Annotated in this window: 18 protein-coding genes; 9 read left to right on the plus strand and 9 right to left on the minus strand. The window is 56.1% G+C overall.

Translation table 11 applies throughout. The annotated features are described in order from the left end of the window. The first annotated feature begins 125 nt into the window (after positions 1-125). From TRESADRAFT_RS04745 to TRESADRAFT_RS04755, 3 genes are read left to right on the plus strand one after another with little or no spacing between them, the layout of a single operon-like run. Positions 126-695 carry a GNAT family N-acetyltransferase gene (locus tag TRESADRAFT_RS04745; RefSeq protein ID WP_002703360.1) on the plus strand — a complete coding sequence of 190 codons (570 nt, stop codon included), beginning with the start codon at positions 126-128 and terminating at the stop codon, positions 693-695. Continuing rightward, positions 696-1,430 carry a tRNA threonylcarbamoyladenosine dehydratase gene (locus TRESADRAFT_RS04750; protein WP_002703362.1) on the plus strand — a complete coding sequence of 245 codons (735 nt, stop codon included), beginning with the start codon at positions 696-698 and terminating at the stop codon, positions 1,428-1,430. 15 nt (positions 1,431-1,445) lie between these two features. Beyond that, complete coding sequence (locus tag TRESADRAFT_RS04755; RefSeq protein ID WP_002703364.1) at positions 1,446-1,820, plus strand: heavy-metal-associated domain-containing protein; 375 nt, start codon at positions 1,446-1,448, stop codon at positions 1,818-1,820. Between the two features lie 32 nt (positions 1,821-1,852). Here the strand turns inward: TRESADRAFT_RS04755 and TRESADRAFT_RS04760 are convergent, their stop codons facing one another. The 7 genes from TRESADRAFT_RS04760 to TRESADRAFT_RS04790 form a co-directional block, all read right to left on the minus strand. After that, positions 1,853-2,461, minus strand: a complete 609-nt coding sequence (locus TRESADRAFT_RS04760; protein WP_002703366.1) for an ABC transporter ATP-binding protein — start codon at positions 2,459-2,461, stop codon at positions 1,853-1,855. Further along, complete coding sequence (locus TRESADRAFT_RS04765; RefSeq protein WP_002703368.1) at positions 2,454-3,248, minus strand: ATP-binding cassette domain-containing protein; 795 nt, start codon at positions 3,246-3,248, stop codon at positions 2,454-2,456. The genes TRESADRAFT_RS04760 and TRESADRAFT_RS04765 overlap by 8 nt, the downstream gene beginning before the upstream one ends. Positions 3,249-3,256: 8 nt before the next feature. After that, the gene (locus TRESADRAFT_RS04770) at positions 3,257-4,072 is read right to left on the minus strand and encodes an ABC transporter permease (protein WP_002703370.1); all 816 of its coding nucleotides are present in this window, start codon (positions 4,070-4,072) and stop codon (positions 3,257-3,259) included. Beyond that, positions 4,072-5,064: an ABC transporter permease gene (locus TRESADRAFT_RS04775; protein ID WP_002703372.1), complete on the minus strand. Its 993-nt coding sequence runs from the start codon at positions 5,062-5,064 to the stop codon at positions 4,072-4,074. The genes TRESADRAFT_RS04770 and TRESADRAFT_RS04775 overlap by 1 nt, the downstream gene beginning before the upstream one ends. 1 nt (position 5,065) lies before the next feature. Next, positions 5,066-6,688 carry an ABC transporter substrate-binding protein gene (locus TRESADRAFT_RS04780; RefSeq protein WP_002703374.1) on the minus strand — a complete coding sequence of 541 codons (1,623 nt, stop codon included), beginning with the start codon at positions 6,686-6,688 and terminating at the stop codon, positions 5,066-5,068. 63 nt (positions 6,689-6,751) lie between these two features. Beyond that, positions 6,752-7,066 carry a hypothetical protein gene (locus tag TRESADRAFT_RS04785; RefSeq protein WP_002703376.1) on the minus strand — a complete coding sequence of 105 codons (315 nt, stop codon included), beginning with the start codon at positions 7,064-7,066 and terminating at the stop codon, positions 6,752-6,754. A gap of 176 nt (positions 7,067-7,242) precedes the next feature. After that, positions 7,243-7,683, minus strand: a complete 441-nt coding sequence (locus TRESADRAFT_RS04790; protein WP_002703377.1) for a GNAT family N-acetyltransferase — start codon at positions 7,681-7,683, stop codon at positions 7,243-7,245. Between the two features lie 200 nt (positions 7,684-7,883). On the opposite strand from TRESADRAFT_RS04790, the gene TRESADRAFT_RS04795 reads away from it, so the two are divergent. The 6 genes from TRESADRAFT_RS04795 to rbr all read left to right on the plus strand — a co-directional run bounded on the left by TRESADRAFT_RS04795 (position 7,884) and on the right by rbr (position 13,560). Continuing rightward, positions 7,884-8,930: a DnaB-like helicase C-terminal domain-containing protein gene (locus TRESADRAFT_RS04795; RefSeq protein WP_002703379.1), complete on the plus strand. Its 1,047-nt coding sequence runs from the start codon at positions 7,884-7,886 to the stop codon at positions 8,928-8,930. Positions 8,931-9,019: 89 nt separating this feature from the next. Further along, entirely contained in the window at positions 9,020-9,274 is a 255-nt protein-coding gene (locus TRESADRAFT_RS04800) for a TIGR03905 family TSCPD domain-containing protein (protein WP_002703381.1), read from the plus strand. Then, a complete protein-coding gene (locus TRESADRAFT_RS04805; RefSeq protein WP_002703382.1) occupies positions 9,271-10,305 on the plus strand; it encodes a threonine aldolase family protein in 1,035 nt (344 codons plus the stop codon). The genes TRESADRAFT_RS04800 and TRESADRAFT_RS04805 overlap by 4 nt, the downstream gene beginning before the upstream one ends. A 549-nt stretch (positions 10,306-10,854) precedes the next feature. Next, a complete protein-coding gene (locus tag TRESADRAFT_RS04810; protein WP_002703384.1) occupies positions 10,855-12,606 on the plus strand; it encodes a M30 family metallopeptidase in 1,752 nt (583 codons plus the stop codon). Between the two features lie 17 nt (positions 12,607-12,623). Next, positions 12,624-12,947 carry a hypothetical protein gene (locus tag TRESADRAFT_RS04815; RefSeq protein WP_002703386.1) on the plus strand — a complete coding sequence of 108 codons (324 nt, stop codon included), beginning with the start codon at positions 12,624-12,626 and terminating at the stop codon, positions 12,945-12,947. A gap of 76 nt (positions 12,948-13,023) precedes the next feature. Continuing rightward, positions 13,024-13,560 carry a rubrerythrin gene (gene rbr, locus TRESADRAFT_RS04820; protein ID WP_002703388.1) on the plus strand — a complete coding sequence of 179 codons (537 nt, stop codon included), beginning with the start codon at positions 13,024-13,026 and terminating at the stop codon, positions 13,558-13,560. Between the two features lie 69 nt (positions 13,561-13,629). On the opposite strand, the gene TRESADRAFT_RS04825 is transcribed toward rbr, so the two are convergent. Together TRESADRAFT_RS04825 and TRESADRAFT_RS04830 are read right to left on the minus strand one after the other, a co-directional pair. After that, a complete protein-coding gene (locus TRESADRAFT_RS04825) occupies positions 13,630-15,744 on the minus strand; it encodes a methyl-accepting chemotaxis protein (protein ID WP_002703390.1) in 2,115 nt (704 codons plus the stop codon). 48 nt (positions 15,745-15,792) lie between these two features. Next, a complete protein-coding gene (locus tag TRESADRAFT_RS04830) occupies positions 15,793-17,367 on the minus strand; it encodes a peptide ABC transporter substrate-binding protein (RefSeq protein ID WP_050985030.1) in 1,575 nt (524 codons plus the stop codon). Positions 17,368-17,449 lie beyond the last annotated feature (82 nt).

Here is a 17,449-nt window from a genome sequence, read left to right on the forward strand (position 1 = left end):
GTGTTTTCTTCTTCTCCACACGCGCGGGATTTTTTTTGCCCGAAAAGCGCGCGAGGGGGATTCTCCAAGGCGTTTTTCCGTGGGTTTATTGTGGAGAACGAGAGAAGGGCTTATAATTGCCCGCCATGAGAATAAGGAATGCAACGCCGGAGGACGCGGAGCGTCTTCTGGAAATATACGCGCCGTATGTGGAGAAAACGGCGATAACGTTCGAGTACGACGTGCCGAGCGTCGAGGAATTCGCCGGGAGGATAGCCCGAACGACAAAGAAATATCCGTACATCGTCGCGGAGGAGGACGGGTGCATCGAGGGATACGCGTACGCATCGGCGTTCCACGAGCGCGCCGCGTACGACTGGTGCGTCGAAACGTCGATTTACGTCGCGGAGGGCGCGCGCCGGCGCGGAATCGGGAAGCTGCTCTACGGCGCACTCGAGGACTCGCTCAGGCGGATGGGAATACTGAACGCGAACGCCTGCATCGCCTACACGCGCACTGAGGACGAGCACCTGACGAACGCGAGCGTCGATTTCCACAAACGGATGGGCTACGCGGAAGTCGGCATGTTCCACGACTGCGGGTTCAAATTCGGCAGATGGTACGACATGATATGGATGGAAAAAAGCCTCGGCGAGCACACGGCAACCCCGAACAAGGTCGTCCCCTTCCCCAAAACGACGGAAAAGGCGGAATAAATGCAGGAGAAGCTCAACCAATTCTCACGAACCGAGATTCTGCTCGGAAAAAAATCGCTCGACGTGCTCGGCTCGGCGCACGTCGCGGTTTTCGGCATCGGCGGCGTCGGCGGACACGCAGCTGAGGCGCTGGCGAGAAGCGGCATCGGAAAAATCGACTTAATCGACAGCGACACGGTCTCGCTCACGAACATAAACAGGCAGGCGGTCGCGCTCCACAGCACGCTCGGCAGGGCTAAAGTCGACGTCATGAAGGAAAGGATTCTCGACATAAACCCGGATGCCGCCGTCAGGACGTTCAACTGCTTCTTCCTTCCGGCGACAAAGGAGCTTTTCGACTTTCGCCAATACGATTACGTCGTCGATGCAGTCGATACCGTGTCCGCGAAAATCCAGCTGATTGTGCAGGCAAAGGAAAACGGCGTCCCGATAATCTCAAGCATGGGCGCGGGGAACAAGCTCGACCCGACGATGTTCGAGGTTGCGGACATAGCAAAGACGAGCGTCTGCCCGCTCGCGCGGGTGATGCGGCAGGAATGCAAGAAGCGCGGAATTCGCGGCGTCAAAGTCGTGTTCTCAAAGGAAATTCCGGTATCGCGCTCGCCCGATGCGGGACAGGCCGTCGAGATGAAGGGAAATTCGCCCGCCCCGGGAAGCTGCGCGTTCGTGCCGTCAGTCGCGGGGCTTATAATCGCGGGCGAGGTCGTGAAGGATTTGACACGCAATTTTCGTTAGTATAAGCTAACAAGCATGAATGCAAGCACAATCATAACCGCGGCAGTGCTCGCGCTCCTCTGCGCGATTGCCGCTTCGGGCGTCATTAGCCGGCTCAAAAACGGCTCATCATGCTGCGGGACGCGTTCCCCGAAAATGAAAAAAGCAGAAGTCGCGGACAAGGACAAAAGCCACTACCCGTTCTCGTACAGAATCACCATCGGCGGGATGAAGTGCGCGTCGTGCGCCGCCCGCGTGGAGAACGCGCTGAACAAGACGTCGGGAACGTTCGCCGAGGTCTCGCTGCCGGACAATTCGGCGCGCGTCCTCTCGAAAACGGAGCGGACGGCGGAGGATTTTTCGAAAACAATCTCCGCTGCCGGATACTCGCTCGAATCGTTCTCGACCTGAGAACGCCCGGGCGCACCCGGCAGCGGGAATCGTCACCGCCCCATCTTGTCAAGCTCGATGATTCTCGTGCAGACGCGCCGGGCAAGGTGCATGTTGTGCGTTATGACAAGCATCCCGAGCCTCCGGCTTTCCGCCTGCTCAAGGAGAAGCTTCCAAATCAGCGCCTGCGTGTTCGCGTCGAGCATCGTCGTAATCTCGTCGGTGATGAGATACCTCGTCTCCGGGCCGAGCGCCCGGACAATGCAGAACCGCTGAAGCTCGCCGCCACTCAGCTCGCACGGGAAGCGCTCCATCCACTCGTCGCGTATTCCGAACGCCTTTCTTGTCCGGAAATCGACATCATACCCTTCGTTCAGCGTCTCCTTCATCCGGAGGCGCGGGTTTACGGCAAGCTCCGGGTTCTGACAGATGAGCTGGACGGGGCTGTATCCGTCCCCGAACGCGTCCTCGTCCCCGTCGACGACGACTTTTCCGGTCTCGCTCCGCAATACGCCCGCCATGATTTTCGCAAGCGTGCTTTTTCCGTAGCCCGAAGGCGCGACAATCCCGACCCGCTCGTTCGGGGAGACGGACAGCGATATGTTTTTCAGGACGGCCTTCCCTTTTTTGTACGAGAACGAAATGTCCTTTCCCTCAAGCATGTTTTGCCTCCGCGCGCGCGCACTGCGATTCGATTTCCTCAAGCGGCGTCGGCTCGAAGCTGTTCTGCGGGAGAGCGCGCCACAGCGCCTTCGTAAACGGATGGCGAATCGACTCCCCTCCCCTGCGGAAATCCTCCGTGGAAAGCGCGTCGACGACCTCGCCGTCCTTCAGGACAATCATGCGGTCGGCGACAAAACTCACGAGGTCGATATCGTGGCTTATGAGCAGTACGCATTTTCCTTTGTCGGCGAAATGCCTGAAATGCTGGAGAACCTCGTCGGAAAGAGCGGTGCTCAGCCCCGGCGTCGGCTCGTCCGCGATGATGAGGTCGGCGCCGGAGGTGAACGCGGTCGCGATGAGGATGCGGCGCGCCATTCCCCCTGAAAGCTCGAACGGGTATTTGTCCAAATCCTTCGCGGAAAGCTCGTAATGCTCCGCAATCGCCGCAAGCTCCTTTTTCGAAAGGCGGCCGAGCGAAAGCTGCTTCCCCACTTTCTTGAGCGGATCGAGGTACGATATCGACTGAGGGATGAGCGCCATCTTCTGACCGTAAAAATCCATGTCCAGATGGTAGACGGCGTTTTTCGGCAGAATCCCCATAAGCGCGTGCGCAAGAAGGCTTTTTCCGCTTCCGGAAGAACCGATTACCGCGACAATCTCGCCGCGGCAAAGCGTGACATGAAGGTTCCGTATCGCCTTCAAGATGCGCTGGCCGTCAGAGAACGACGAATCCTCGTACATCCTGAAGGCGACGTCCAGGTGGCGGACTTCAAGAATCTTTTCCATCCTCCCCCCTATTCCTGCGCCGTCTCCGGCTGCATCATCTTCTGGAGGTTCTTCCCGATTTGGTCGAAAAGAAGCACAATCATGAGGAGCGATATTCCCGGGAAAACAGAAAGCCACCAGCAGCCGCTCGTGATATACCGCATCGACTCGGAGAGGATTACGCCGATTGCCGGCTGCTCCGGCGGAATCCCCATCCCCAAAAACGTCAGCCCCGCCTCGTGGAGGATTGCGTGGGGAAAAAGGAGAATCATGTTGATGATGAACTGAGGCGCTATGTGCGGGAGAAGGTGGCGCACGGCGACCATGAGATGCGAGACGCCGAGCCTCCGCGCGACGAGTATGTACTGCCTGTTCTTCAGCGAGATAATCTCCGCCCTGATTACGCGCGTCAGCGGCGGCCAATGCGTCGCGGCGACGGCAATCATTATCCCCGTGAAATTCCTTCCGGCAAGAAGCGCGATGAAGATGAGGAAAATGAGGTGCGGAACGCCCTGAAACAAATCGACAAGGAAAAGGACGGCGTAGTCCGCCTTCCTGCCGAACACGGCCGCCGCAGTCCCCAGCACTAGCGCAATCACCGAGCTCACGCAGGAGGCGAACATGCCGATTGTGATGCTGATGTGCAGCCCTTTGAGCGTCCTGAAAAACATGTCCCGCCCGAGCCAGTCCGTCCCGAAAAGATGGGCGGGCGACGGCAGGGAATTCTTGTGCGCGAGGTCAACGGCATACAAGCTTTTCGGGAGCAGAATCCCCGAAAGGTAAAGCAGAAAAACAACCGAGAGCGCCGCCGTTATGGCAATTCTCGTTTTCGTCCGTATGTTCATCAATTGTTCACTTTCCTTGATTCAATCCTCGGGTCGGCAAGCGGATAAAGGAGGTTCGCGAGCGCGTTCCCAGAAAATACGATTGCCGCCGATATAATCGTTATGCCCATGAGGAGCGGCATGTCCCCGTTCACGCCAGCGCTTACCGTCACACTTCCAAGCCCCGCGTACGTGAACACGCTCTCGACGAGGACGGAGCCTCCGAAAATCTCGTTAATCGAGCTGCACTGCACCGTTATGACCGGAAGAAGCATGTTGCGGAGCCCGTGCCGCACGATTATCTGTGCCTTCGAGCATCCGCGCGCACGAGAAAAAAGCGCGAAATCGCTCCGGAGAATCCGGCACATGCTTTCCCTCGTGTACATCGTTATGTGCGAAATGCCCGTTATGCTGAGCGTCAGCGACGGAAGGAAGGCGTGGTGCATTTTCTCGATGATGCCCGCCTCGTCCGCGCTCATCCCGACGGGCGCGGAAAGCCCTATCGGGAAAATGCCGAGCGCGACGCTGAATACGAGGAGGAAGAGAATCCCCACCCAGAACGCCGGCGTCGCGGAGAACACGTAGCAGAGCGTCTTTATCATCTTGTCCGCAGCCCCTCCCTCGTTCGCGGCAGCGACAATCCCGAGGAAAACGCCGAGCACGCCAGAAAAAATCCACGCGCTCATCATGAGCAGGGCGGAATTTCTGAACCCCGCGGAAATTATCTCCAGGACGGGGCGCTGGTACAGATACGACGTTCCCCAGTCGCCCCTGAAAATTCCTTTCATCCACAGCAGGAAACGTGCGAGCGGGGCTTTGTCCAGCCCCCACTCCCGTGCGATAAGGGCGCGCTGCTCGTCGCTTGTCACCGACTGCTGCCCCAAAAACGCGTCGACCGGATTCACGGGCGCGAGATAGGCAAGCAGGAACGTGATGACGGCGATGGAGGCGACGAGCAGCACGAATCGCAGAAGCACCATAACGCTGTAGCGGATATGATGGTTCCACTGCATTTTACTCTCCCCTGCTGAAATCCCATTCGTTCAGGTTGAACAGGACGGAAACGTTGTGGTCGTGCGGGTGAATTTTCTGCTTCCCGATTGAAAGCCCGTCGCGTACGAAATAATTGTGGTAGATGAAAGCGACGGTAATATACGGGTTGTCGCCCAAAATGCTTCCCCCGCTCTCGCCGTCCCACAACGCCTTGTGCCAGAAACTGAGCGACTGCTCCGTATCGGTCGAGGCGAGCGCCTGCTCCATGTACGCGTCCACCTTCGGGTTCCGGTAGCACGCGAGGTTCGACCACCCGATGCTTCCCGTATATTTTCCCGCGAGCATCTGGTACGTCTTGAGCGGATTGTACGCGCCGCCGCCGAGGACGACCGCATTCCGCTTGTTCAGCCCGTCCTTCTTCATGTCGTCAAGCTCAAGCCCCTTCAAATCGACCTTGATGCCGAGCCGCGCCGCCTGAACGGCGAAGACTTCCGCAATCGCCTGCCTTCCGCTGTCCGACGGCGGATACATGAGCGTGAATTCCGCCTTCCTGCCGTCCTTCTCGCGAATCTTGTCGGCACCCATTTTCCATCCGGCGCCATCAAGCAGGGCGGAAGCCTCCTCCGTCCTGTTGTCGCTGATTCCAGAAAGCTGCCCGTCGATGCCCCACGGAAGAGACATCTGCATGTCGTACGCGATTTTCCCGACGCCGTTGAGCGCGCCCGAGACGATTTCCTCGCGGTCGATTCCGATTGCGAGGGCTTTCCGAATCGCGCCGTCTGACGTGACGTCGTTTCCGACCATAAAACCGGATTTTTCGTCCTTCTGGAGGGGAACCGTCGGCAGGGAAATCATCCGGTAGCCGTACGTGTCCAGCTTTGCCGCCGAAAATCCGCTCACGTCCTGCGTGATGAGGTTCTCGCCGACGGAAGCAAAATCGACCTGCCCGGATTTCGCCGCCGCAAACGCCGCGTCGCTCTGCATGAGGAGGATGACGACCCGCCTGAACGGGCTTTTCTTCCCGTAATAGAATTCGTTCCGCTCCATCACAATCTGCTGCCCCTGCGTGAAGCTCACGAGCCGGAACGCGCCCGAGCCGATGGGGTTCATCCCGTAATTTTCCGAATACGATTTTTCAGGGACGATGCCGAGAACAGCCGTCTGGTAGAAGAACGTCGAGTCGGGCTGCTTCATCCTGAAGACGACAGCGTAATCGCCTTCCGCCGTGACGCTCTCGACGCGCGTCATGTCGATTGCGCGCCCCGTTTCCTTCGCCTTGTTGTACGTGAACGCCACGTCCCGCGCCGTCAGCGGGCTTCCGTCCGAGAAGCGCGCGTCCTTCCTGATGACGAACCGCCATTCCATGCCGTCGTCGCTTGCCGAATAGCTTTCGGCGAGGTCGCCTTCCATCGCGTTGTCGGAATTGACGCGCATGAGCGTGCTTTGGAAAAGCACGATTCCGGTAAATCCCCATCCGTTGCAGGGGTCGAAAGGCCCGTTCACTTTGCGCGGGTCCATTGCGATTACAAGCTCATCCTTCTGCAAAAGGCGCGCCGGCACGGAAGATTCGCTTTTCTTCGAGCACGAAGAAAGGCAGAGCGAGGCAAGGACAAAACTTGCCATGATAATGCGAGTAGATTTCATAAAATGTTCCTTTTTTCAGATTTTGTTCCGCAAAAGATGCGGCATGTGCGAAAAAAGGAGGATTCAATTGTTCAACTTGATTTTGCATCCGACCAGCGTCGGCACGAGCACGCACAAGGAACGCGCGGGAACCGACAGAAGCTGCACAGACGGAAGAGGGACAGCGGGCGCCGCCTGCGTTCCGGAAAGGGAAATCGCGGAGAACGCCGCCCGCGCAGCAAGCTCGATCGCGCAGACCGGGCATCCGTCACCGCCGCAGTCGTGGTCGATATGGCGGATTTCGTGGAAAAGGGACAGAAAAAGCGCGCAGAGCATTATGCCGGATGCCAGCAGATTGATGAGAAGCGTGCGTTTTCTTTGAATCCGATTGAATTTCATACGGAAAATCCCGGGTTCCCGATTATAGGCATGGAAACAAAAAAGTCAATGAAACACCTCCGCACGCCACGGAAATCAGTTTTCATATTTCGGACACATACGCAGATTCCGAAACAAGTTCGGAAGACACAAAAAATCATGTATCCACCTAAAATCCGGACGGCGCGGTCCTAGCGTCACGTGTCGATGCGGCGAAGCTCGACGAACGCCTTGTTCCGATACGACAAGTCGGTGCGCTCCGTGAAGCCGAGCTTTTCCCAGAAGGCGTTTCCCGCCTCGTTCCGCGAGAAGACGACGAGCGCGGCTTTCGATATCCCGAGGCGAACGAGCGCATCCTCGACGGCACCGACAAGGGCGCGCCCAATCCCGCGCTTCCGGCAAAGCGGGGATACCGCCGTGTGGTAGATGAACGCGCGCCGCCCGTCGTTCCCGCACAGGACGGCGCCGACGATTTTTCCCCCGTCCTCCGCCACGAAGCACGTTTCGGGATTCCGCGCGAGGAATGCCGAAATCCCCGCCTCAGAATCATCGCGGTCGTTCAATCCCATCCCCGCGCACGAAAGCCACAGCCCGCGCACGGGCCCGTAATCATCAGTTCTCATAAGACGGATTTCCATTTTTCCTCCCGGAATAACAAAAGCACGAAAACGGGAAATCGATTTCCGCACGTGCCGCATGCTCCATACTATCGCAGATAGCAAGGCATTTTTCTATGCCGCCGCCAGAATTCCCACTAGCCTCTTTTTTCCGATTTTGTTGTACAATCTTGTAAAAAACGGCGCGGCGGAAAGCCGCGGAAACCGGAGAGACAGGGATTATGCCCCATATAAAAAAAGAACACGACAATCTGCTTATCTCAAGCCTGGACGAATTCGACAGGTACATACTGGACACCGGAACCGACGGTGGATACGCCTGCGCGCTTCTGCCATCGCGGGAAAATTCGCCGGTCCTGTTCCCCACGGGAACGCTCTCGTACATCGGGGCGCGGACGGGACGCGGAAAGACGACGATGCTCGTCTCCATCGCGATGGACGCGCTCCGGCACGGGAAGAACGTTCTTTTCGTGACGAGCGAGGAGTCGCCGAACCAGATTCTTTTCAGGATGATACTGAACGAAGCGTTCTCGACGGCGAGCGGGAACGAGCGGCAGGAGCTTCTCAAAATGCAGACGGGAGCGAGGGGCGCGGCGAAGGAAATTCTCCGCTCGTCGGACAAAGGAAACGGCGGATTTTTCAGGAACCTCATAACGGGCGCGAAAGCGGAAATCGGAAAGATGATGGCAGACGGGAAGCTCGCGATATTCGACGGGCCGCGCTCGCATTCGTTCCGGGAGATGATGGACACGATAAACATGAGCAGGAGCGGGAGAATCGTCCTCATCGACTACATCCAGCATCTGAGGATTCCCGACGGATATGAAAGCTGCTCGAGGCAGGTGCAGATTCAGGAGACGAGCCACCAGATTGCGGATTCGGCGATGAACAGGGGCATAATCTGCATCGCGGGCGCGCAGTTCGGGCGGACGGACGAGGACAAGAAGCAGAACAAATCGGACATAATCGCGGAAGGATTGTTCCGCGAGGCAGGCGACATCGAGCAGGACGCGCACATCGCGATCGGAATCGGGCGGAGCCTTGGCGACGAGGAGCGCGGAAGGTTCTACTGCATAATGAAATCGCGCGACGAGAGCATAGACGGGAAAAACATCCCGCTCCTTGACGCGTTCGCATACTCGTACACGTGCGCCTCGTTCCCCCCGAAAAAAGCCGGCACGGAAAAAACTGCGCGAAAGAGGAACGCCCCAAAATCGACGGCAAGCGCATTCCTGATGGGCGCGCGCATCCAGGACGAGATGCAGTAAAACAGGAACGCACCAGGCGCGCTTTTCAGAGCAAATCCACATATATGATGTATCATTCCGGAACAAACAAAAAAAAACGGAGGTCGTTGATGGAAACAGTCGAATTCACGACGTCGGGAACGTGCGCGAGGAAGATAACATTCTCCCGCGACGGGCAGAACAGGATTCACGGAATATCGTTCGAAGGGGGATGCAACGGAAACCTGAAGGCGATAGCGAAACTCTGCGAGGGAATGACCGGCGAGGAAATCGCGGCGAAGCTGCTCGGGAACACGTGCGGCACAAAAGGGACGAGCTGCGCCGACCAGCTCGCGAAAGCCGTCACAATGGGGGCAGCGCGATGACATTCGAAAGCGACTACACGCAGGGCGCGCACCCGAAAATTCTTGAGCGCCTTGTGGAGACGAACATGGTTCAGGAAAGCGGATACGGCGCCGATTCGTTCTGCAAAAGCGCGCAGGAAAAAATCCGCGCGGCGCTCGGCAACGATTCCGCGCAGATTACGTTCATTTCCGGCGGGACGCAGGCGAACCAGATTGTGCTCGACTCGCTCGCCCGCCCGTTCGAGGGAATCGTCGCGGCGACGACGGGGCACATAAACTGCCACGAGGCTGGCGCAGTCGAATTCACGGGGCGCAAAGTCCTCGCCATCCCGTCGCACGACGGGAAAATCCGCGCCGGCGAGCTGCTCAAATTTATAGAAGATTTTGAAAGCGACGGAAGCCGCGAGCATATGGTGTTCCCCGGCCCCGTCTACATCTCGTTCCCCACGGAATACGGGACGCTCTACTCGAAAAAGGAGCTTTCCGAAATACACGAAGTCTGCGAAAGCCGCGGGATGCCGCTTTTCATCGACGGCGCGCGGCTCGGCTACGGGCTTGCAAGCGACAGCTGCGACATCTCAATAAAAGATTTGTCGTCGCTCTGCGAAGCCTTCACCATCGGCGGGACGAAAGTCGGCGCGCTGTGCGGTGAGGCCGTCGTCTTCACGAAGGGGAACGAGCCGGCACACTTCCAGAATTTCGTCAAGAAGCACGGCGCGCTCATGGCGAAGGGGCGGCTGATGGGCGTGCAGTTCGACACGCTTTTCACGGACGACCTTTACCTGAAGATAAGCCGGCGCGCAATCGAAAACGCGATGCTCATGAAGGAAGGCCTGTCGCGCATGAATTTCGAGTTCCTCATCGACTCGCCGACAAACCAGCAGTTCGTAATCCTCGACGAGGAATTCGCAAAAAAACTCGCGAAGGAAATCGGCTTCAGCGTCTGGGAAAAATGCGGCAACGGAAAAATCGCGGTTCGTTTCGCGACAAGCTGGGCAACGGAGCGGGAGGAAGTGGAGCGGCTTCTTTCGGCAATCGAGCGACTCAGATAGAATAAGGGAGGCGCCTTCCGAAAATCCCGCGCGCAAAAAAACACCCCGAAATCGACGATTCCGGGGTGCTCCGTGTTTTTTTTCCTTTCACGTAAGGAGGAGTCGAGCGCCGCAGGTTCCCCGCAACGCATGGCCATATACTACCGGATTCGCGCTACGCCACCTTTAGCCGCACATGAGAAGAGCGTAAGAGAACTCTCATCAAAAAAGCCGTCCAGAAAAGGAAAAGCCCATAGAAAAAATCGCGCGCAGCCATCACAATACGCCGTTTCCCGCTGATTTTCCCGCACGATTTTTAAGGAAAGGCTCCGCCTGGAAAAACAGTTGTTTTGGTTTTTGTCATGCGCACACAGATTCCGAATCATGATTTCTGCGAAATCCGTTCGGAACGGCACTAGAAATCATGTATCCGCCGAAAATCCGGACAACAGCCTAAGGAAAAATCTAAAAAAACGGGCAAATGAGTTATAATCACGTATCGGCATGTCCGAAAAAAAAGGCTGCCGGCAATCCAGCGAAATGCACTTCACACAAAGGAGGACTTACACAATGAGAATTTCAAAAGCTTTTGCAATCGCCTCGGCATCACTATCGCTTGCGTCATGCGAGCTTCTTACTGAATACGAAACGGAATATGTAAAAGTCGAGTCGGTCGATGCGACGGGAACGAAAACATGGAACTACTCGGCCACGAGCAACGTGTTCGAGCTTGATTCCGACACGCTTTCCGTAAAAATAAACGGGGACTTGGGCGGAAAAACGCTTTACTACACGCTCGTAAACCCCGAAAACGCGACGATAGGATACAAAAAACTCCGCAAAGTCGTATCTTCAGCGCTCATAACGGAAACGCCGTCGGTTCCAGGATTCCCGCACATGTCCTTGGACGGAACAACCGCCGGGGCGACGGGAAAACGGCATTTCGTCGGGGAGAAGCTTCCTGAATTCGATTTCGCGCCGGCGAGAGCCGCGACGACGGGAACGCCGAGCACGACAAGCGTCGTCGCCGACTACGATATCGGGGCAACGAAGAAAATATACGTCGACACGGACGAATCCGTAAGCAAATTCGAGGAGAAAAACGCCACATTGCGCGCGAAAGGCGAAAATTGCTACGTCTGGGTCGTCGACGACTACTACAGCGAAACTGCCGGCGGAAACAAAGTCAAAACCAAAACCGCCGAAGAATACGCCGAGAAATTCGATGCGATGTATCCCGTCATAACGAACGTTTTCGGAAACGAGTCGGACAAAATAATCGATTACGACACGGAAACGCCGACAGACATCGAAACCGTCAGCGACACGGGAAAGAAAGTGAACATCGTAATCTACGACATCGGAGCCGACTACAAAGACGAGGAAACCGTCTCGACGGTCGGAATTGTCGGCTATTTCTACGCGAAGGACTACTACTGCACGAAGAGCTCGCTCTACTCTGGCACCGTAATCGGAAAATCGAACATCGGAAAGTATTTCTACATCGACTCCGGGTACGCGAACGCAAATTTCGACGATACGATATCGACGCTCGCGCACGAATTCCAGCACATGGTCAACTTCAACATGAAGAACATACAGCACAACCTGTCGCCCGACACGAGCTACAACGAGATGCTCTCGATGCTCTGCGAGGACATGATGCAGGAATTCCTCGAAATCGACGACGACAATTCCCCGAAAAGCAGAATCAAGGATTTCAACGCGCTCTACTTCGGCTCGGGAATCCGCGAATACAGGGACGACTCAAACGCGGCGCTCTCGTATGCGACATCGTACGCGTTCGGCGCATGGCTCTGCCGCCAGTACGGCGGGGCGACGCTCGTGAAGAAGATGATGGAAAACGAATACGCGAACAACGAGTCGATTGTGAGCGCGGTGAATTCGGTGAACGGCACATCGTACACGTTCGATGATTTGTTCGGGCAGTTCCTCCGCGCGCTCCACGGCGACTCCAACTACACGCTGAACAAGGACGCAGAAGGAGGAGAGGAATACCACGAATATTCAACGCAATACTATTATCCGATGAGCAGAATCGACATCTTCAGCGACACCTACTCGCCACAAAACATCGATGGCTACACATACTCATACGGAAAAGCCGCGTATGACGGATACAAAAGCGGCTACAGCGGGCCGTTCGTATTCAGCAACGACATATACAACATCGACCTGCGCCCGAACTACGGAATCCAGATGCACGCCGTAGGGACATACGGCTCGGGAACGACGAGCGACACGGTGCAGTTCACGAAGAGCGGCGCGAACACCCTGAAGATTTTCATCACGCTGAAATAGAGGCGCACGAGGAAAAAATGAGGAAGACGATACTTTTTGTCGCTGCCGTCATGATTTCGGCGGCGGCCTCGGCGTTCCCGTTCTTCGGGAAGAAAAGCATAACCGGCTACATCCAGATATACGGCTCCGAGCCGCACACGTTCGTCGGGTTCGTCACGGACAAGGGCGAGAACTACACGCTCGACGTGGCGCACGACGCGGCGTTCACGATACGGGACATAACAGAGAAGCAGGGGCACATGCTCAGGCTCAAGGGCATCGTGAACAGGAAGGAGCTTCTGGGATTCGAGACGCTGAAGGACGGGCGGTTCGTCATCTCGAAATTCACCGTCGTGGAATGAGGGCAGGTTGTCGGGAGAAATTCCGGGAAGTTTTTTCCGGTTTAAAAAAATAAATCCAACTTTAGGGGGTGCTGACATGGAGCTGAAAGGATCAAAGACGGAGCAGAATCTGCTCGCCGCGTTTGCAGGAGAAAGCGAGGCGCGGAACAAGTACACGTACTTCGCCTCAAAAGCGAGGAAAGACGGGTTCGAGCAGATAGCCGCACTTTTTGAGGAAACAGCCGCGAACGAGAAGGAACACGCAAAAATCTGGTTCAAGCTTCTTTCCGGAGGAATCGGCTCGACGCTGGACAACCTCAGGGAAGCGGCCGGCGGAGAGCACTACGAATGGACGGAAATGTATCCTCAATTCGCGAAGGAAGCGCGCGAGGAGGGATTCGACAGGATTGCCGCCCTTTTTGAGGGAGTTGCGGCAATCGAAAAGGAGCACGAAGAGCGATACAAGAAGCTTCTCGCCAACATCGAAGGCGACCTCGTGTTCTCGAAGGACGGCGACGTCGTATGGCAGTGCGCGAACTGCGGCCACATCTGCGTCGGAAAGAAAGCGCCCGCCGTGTGCCCCGTCTGCAGCCATCCGCAAAGCTTCTTCCAGGTGAAGGCGGACAATTACTGATTCGAAATCTTCCAAGAAAAAAGCCGTTCCTCAAAAAGGAACGGCTTTTTTGTCCCCGGAAATCGAAAATCAGACGGTGAAAAGGTCTATCTGACCGCCGATTTTCTCGACAGTCTCGTGGACCGATCCGGATATCTCGTTCAGCGAATCGCTCGACTCCCTGATTCTTCCCGCGCTGTCCGATATCTTTTCCATGCTCGCCTTGATGACGGAAGTCGTGTCACGCAGCTGGTCGACCTCCACGAGAATCGCCTTGTTTCCCTCCGCCATCTCGTGCGACGCCGCGCGCACTTCGGACGTGTTGTCGTTCATAAGTTTGAGCGCCTCGCCAATCTGCTTCGAGCCTTCCTGCTGCTCCTCCATCGCGCTTTGAATCTGGAGGACAAGCTGCTGCGTCGTGCTGATGCTGCTGCTGACGGCGGCAAACGAATCGCTCGAAGCCTGCGACGCGTTCACGACCTCGTTTATCGCGCCCTGAATCTTGTTGAGCTCCTCGCGGATCGTCTTCGACTGCGCCGACGACGTTATCGAAAGCTTCCTGATTTCGTCTGCGACGACGGAGAATCCCCGTCCCGCGCTTCCGGCATGGGCAGCCTCGATTGCCGCGTTCATCGCCAGAAGGTTCGTCTGAGACGCAATCGCCGAAATCGTCTTGTTCGCGTCCTGAAGCATTTTCGACTGCTCCTCGATTTTCCTGATGCGCTCGTTGACGTCGTTCTGACGCGCGATTCCGTCCTCCGCGTTCTTCGTCAGGCCGCCGAAAGAAGTCGCCATATGCCCGACGGAAACATTCACGCTCCTGATGTTCCCTATCATCTCCTCGACCGCCGCGCTCGCCTGCGTCACCCCGCTCGACTGCGTCTCAATCATGTGCTCAAGCGACTCGATGTTCTTGGAAATCTCCTCAACCGCGCTCGCCGTTTCCGAGACGCTCGCCGCCTGGCTCTGAACCTGCGCGCCGATATCGTTCAGGTCGTAGATTATCTCCTGAATCGATTTTCCGTTCTCCTCAATCCTGTCCTGAAGACCGATGTTCACGGTCTCAAGCATTGTCTTCGACTCCTTGACGCCGCTGACAATGGTGCGGAGCTTCGTCATGAAGATGTTGAATCCCTCGCCAAGCGCGCCGATTTCGTTGTTGCTCTTCACGACGACATGCTGCGTGAGGTCGGCGTCCCCCGAGGCAATCTGGTTTATGCTGTTGCGGACAACGCGGAGCGGCTGAATCGCGATGAAAAGGAAAACGATGCCCGCGAGCGCAACGAGAATACCGATTATTATGTTTATCGCGATAATCATCGCGCGGAGCGAATTCCCCGCCTCGTCAATCTGCCACAGCGGAATCGTGAGGATTGCGGTCCACGGCGTTCCCGGAACCGGCACGAAGGACGAGAACGTCCGCACGCCGTTCGGGTCGACATAATATCCCTCGCCCGTCTCCCCCGCGCACGCATGCCGGGCTATGTCGGTAAGACCTGAGAAACCGGCCTTGTCGCTGTACGACAAATCCATATACTTAGCCTGCCCGTGCATATGGGAGATGAGCACGCCGTTGCTTCCGACGAGGATTGCCCTTCCCGCCTTTCCCATCGAAAGCTCGCCTATCATCTTGTCAATCTCGTCGAGCTTCACCGCGCCGGCAAAAACGCCGATAAGCGCGCCGGACGCATCGTAGGCGGGCCGAGCTATGTAATAGCAGACGGTGCCGTCAAGCTGAAAATCGATGTTCGAGACAAAATGGTCTTTCCCGTCCTTCATTATCGAGCGGAAGAAAGGTTTCGATATGACCGTTATCGTCTTGCCGTCGCTCGAATGCCCCACGCCGTCGGGAGTGCAGAACACGATGTAATTGAAAAGCGGATTCTTTATCGACTCATGTGAGAGGAGCCATCCGAGAATCCTGTCCGTATCGCCCGTTTTCGTGACATCGTTGTCGGAATAAATCCTCAAATCGTTCACGAGCACATCATTCCAGTTCTGGATTTTTCCGGCGTCCTCGCCGATAACCTTTGAGCTGAAATCCGAATAATCCTGCTTCGTCGAATTCCTTACGGTACGCACGATGAACACGCCCTGGATAACGAAGAGGACAAGAAGCATCGAGACAAGCTTCACCGAAAACTGAACCGCAAGATGTCCGAATTTCTTCTTTGCCAAACGCGAAGCGCTGTTATTGTTTCCCATACTTTGCATCCCCTGAACTAAAAATCGCAACCGAAAGAAAGCGCCGAATCACTTCGTCGTTTTCTTGTATATCCTGTTTATGGCAACCGCATGGAACGCAATGTTCCTGACGGACGGATTTATGAGGTCCGCATTGCACTTCTGATATATTGGCATTATGACGGCATCGTCCATAACCATAAGCTCCGCCTGCTTCAATGCCTTCCATCTCTCGTCGGGTTTCGTGCACAAGTCGCCGTCGGTGCAGCTTGATATGAGCGCGTTGTATTTCGGGTTAAAGTAATTTCCCTGATTGTTGTCGTTTCCCGTCACCCACATCGCAAGATAGGTCATCGGGTCAGCGTAATCCGGGCCCCAGTTGTTCAGCCCGAACTCGAATTTTCCCGCGCTCATAAGCTTGCGCCTCTGCGATTTCGGAACCTTGTCAATCGATATGCTCACTTCCGGGAAAAGGGACTCAATCTGCCGCTTTATCGAATTCGCAGCGATGACCTGCGCCTCGCCGTCGGCAGTGAGGAGCGTCAGGTTGAGAGAGGAAACGCCCAGCTCCCTTTTCGCCTCGTCAAAATGCCTTCTCGCAAGCTCCGGATTGTACGAGCAGTGCTCGGGGAATTCGATGCCGCTCGCCGTGAAGTCCTGCCCCGACCGTGAGAACGCGAACCCGCGCGGAATTGCCGCATACGCCGGCGCGGAACCGTCGGCGAGCTCATCCGCGATAATTTCCCTGTCAACGGCAAAAGTGAAGGCACGCCGCAAGTTCCTGTTCGCAAAATTCTTGTCGTCAAAATTGAACGTCACATAATAGAGGAATCCCGAATCAACCGAGCGGAAATCGGGCGAGCCGCGCATCTTCGCAACGGTATCTCCAGAAATCTCGACGAAATCGAGCTGACCGCTCTGGTATTTCCGGAGTTTCTCGTCGCTGCTTTCGATGACCTCATAATGAAGCCCGCCGAGCTTTACGACGGAAGCATCGTAGTAGGCAGTGTTCTTTATGAATGAGAGCGTTTTTCCGGACGACGAATATTCGGTGAGGAGGAATGCGCCGTTCGCAAGGCATGTCTCGGGGCTTGTCGCATAAGAGTCGCCGCACGACTCGACGAATGCCTTGTTCGCCGGATAGAAGGTGCAGAAATAGAGGAGCTGGTCGAAATACGACACCGGAACCTGAAGTTCGACCTCGAATGTATAGTCGTCGACCGCGCGGACTCCGAGCTGGTTGGCGTCCATCTGTCCCGCCTGAATTGCGGTAGCGTTCTTCACCTGCGCGATGTCGCTTATCATGAACGCGTACTCCGATTTCGTCGCGGGGTCAATCGCCCGCTGCCAGCCGTACACGAAATCGTGGGCAGTCACCGGAACACCGTTCGACCAATAAACGTCATCCCTCAGCTTGAACGTGTAGTGGAGGCCGTCGGAAGAGACAATCTCCTCCTTGCACAAGGCTTTCTTGACGGAACCGTCGTCATCCATCTGCATAAGACCGTCAATCATGTTGCCGATAAGCTCAAAAGCAGACGCGTAGACGGCCTTCTGCGGGTCAAGCGAATCAATGGAAGTATCAAGAGAGATATTGAGGATTTTTCCGGAAACAGACTTGTCCGGAACGGGTCCCCTGCTCATCTTTTTCCCAGTCCCATCGCACCCGCCAAACAAAAGCGATGCGGCGAGCGCCACGACTCCAAAAAATGAAAAATCTCGCATA

The sequence above is a fragment of the Treponema saccharophilum DSM 2985 genome (assembly GCF_000255555.1).
In the GTDB taxonomy this organism is placed as follows: domain Bacteria; phylum Spirochaetota; class Spirochaetia; order Treponematales; family Treponemataceae; genus Treponema_D; species Treponema_D saccharophilum.

What these genes read in the sequence shown, in the direction of transcription:
- TRESADRAFT_RS04780 (WP_002703374.1), bottom strand. Translation starts at nt 6,688, where the DNA reads ATGAAATCTACTCGCATTATCATGGCAAGTTTTGTCCTTGCCTCGCTC.
- TRESADRAFT_RS04750 (WP_002703362.1), top strand. Translation starts at nt 696, where the DNA reads ATGCAGGAGAAGCTCAACCAATTCTCACGAACCGAGATTCTGCTCGGA.
- TRESADRAFT_RS04800 (WP_002703381.1), top strand. Translation starts at nt 9,020, where the DNA reads ATGGAAACAGTCGAATTCACGACGTCGGGAACGTGCGCGAGGAAGATA.
- TRESADRAFT_RS04805 (WP_002703382.1), top strand. Translation starts at nt 9,271, where the DNA reads ATGACATTCGAAAGCGACTACACGCAGGGCGCGCACCCGAAAATTCTT.
- TRESADRAFT_RS04770 (WP_002703370.1), bottom strand. Translation starts at nt 4,072, where the DNA reads ATGAACATACGGACGAAAACGAGAATTGCCATAACGGCGGCGCTCTCG.
- TRESADRAFT_RS04790 (WP_002703377.1), bottom strand. Translation starts at nt 7,683, where the DNA reads ATGGAAATCCGTCTTATGAGAACTGATGATTACGGGCCCGTGCGCGGG.
- TRESADRAFT_RS04765 (WP_002703368.1), bottom strand. Translation starts at nt 3,248, where the DNA reads ATGGAAAAGATTCTTGAAGTCCGCCACCTGGACGTCGCCTTCAGGATG.
- TRESADRAFT_RS04830 (WP_050985030.1), bottom strand. Translation starts at nt 17,367, where the DNA reads ATGAGCAGGGGACCCGTTCCGGACAAGTCTGTTTCCGGAAAAATCCTC.
- TRESADRAFT_RS04745 (WP_002703360.1), top strand. Translation starts at nt 126, where the DNA reads ATGAGAATAAGGAATGCAACGCCGGAGGACGCGGAGCGTCTTCTGGAA.
- rbr (WP_002703388.1), top strand. Translation starts at nt 13,024, where the DNA reads ATGGAGCTGAAAGGATCAAAGACGGAGCAGAATCTGCTCGCCGCGTTT.
- TRESADRAFT_RS04775 (WP_002703372.1), bottom strand. Translation starts at nt 5,064, where the DNA reads ATGCAGTGGAACCATCATATCCGCTACAGCGTTATGGTGCTTCTGCGA.
- TRESADRAFT_RS04785 (WP_002703376.1), bottom strand. Translation starts at nt 7,066, where the DNA reads ATGAAATTCAATCGGATTCAAAGAAAACGCACGCTTCTCATCAATCTG.
- TRESADRAFT_RS04825 (WP_002703390.1), bottom strand. Translation starts at nt 15,744, where the DNA reads ATGGGAAACAATAACAGCGCTTCGCGTTTGGCAAAGAAGAAATTCGGA.
- TRESADRAFT_RS04755 (WP_002703364.1), top strand. Translation starts at nt 1,446, where the DNA reads ATGAATGCAAGCACAATCATAACCGCGGCAGTGCTCGCGCTCCTCTGC.
- TRESADRAFT_RS04795 (WP_002703379.1), top strand. Translation starts at nt 7,884, where the DNA reads ATGCCCCATATAAAAAAAGAACACGACAATCTGCTTATCTCAAGCCTG.
- TRESADRAFT_RS04815 (WP_002703386.1), top strand. Translation starts at nt 12,624, where the DNA reads ATGAGGAAGACGATACTTTTTGTCGCTGCCGTCATGATTTCGGCGGCG.
- TRESADRAFT_RS04810 (WP_002703384.1), top strand. Translation starts at nt 10,855, where the DNA reads ATGAGAATTTCAAAAGCTTTTGCAATCGCCTCGGCATCACTATCGCTT.
- TRESADRAFT_RS04760 (WP_002703366.1), bottom strand. Translation starts at nt 2,461, where the DNA reads ATGCTTGAGGGAAAGGACATTTCGTTCTCGTACAAAAAAGGGAAGGCC.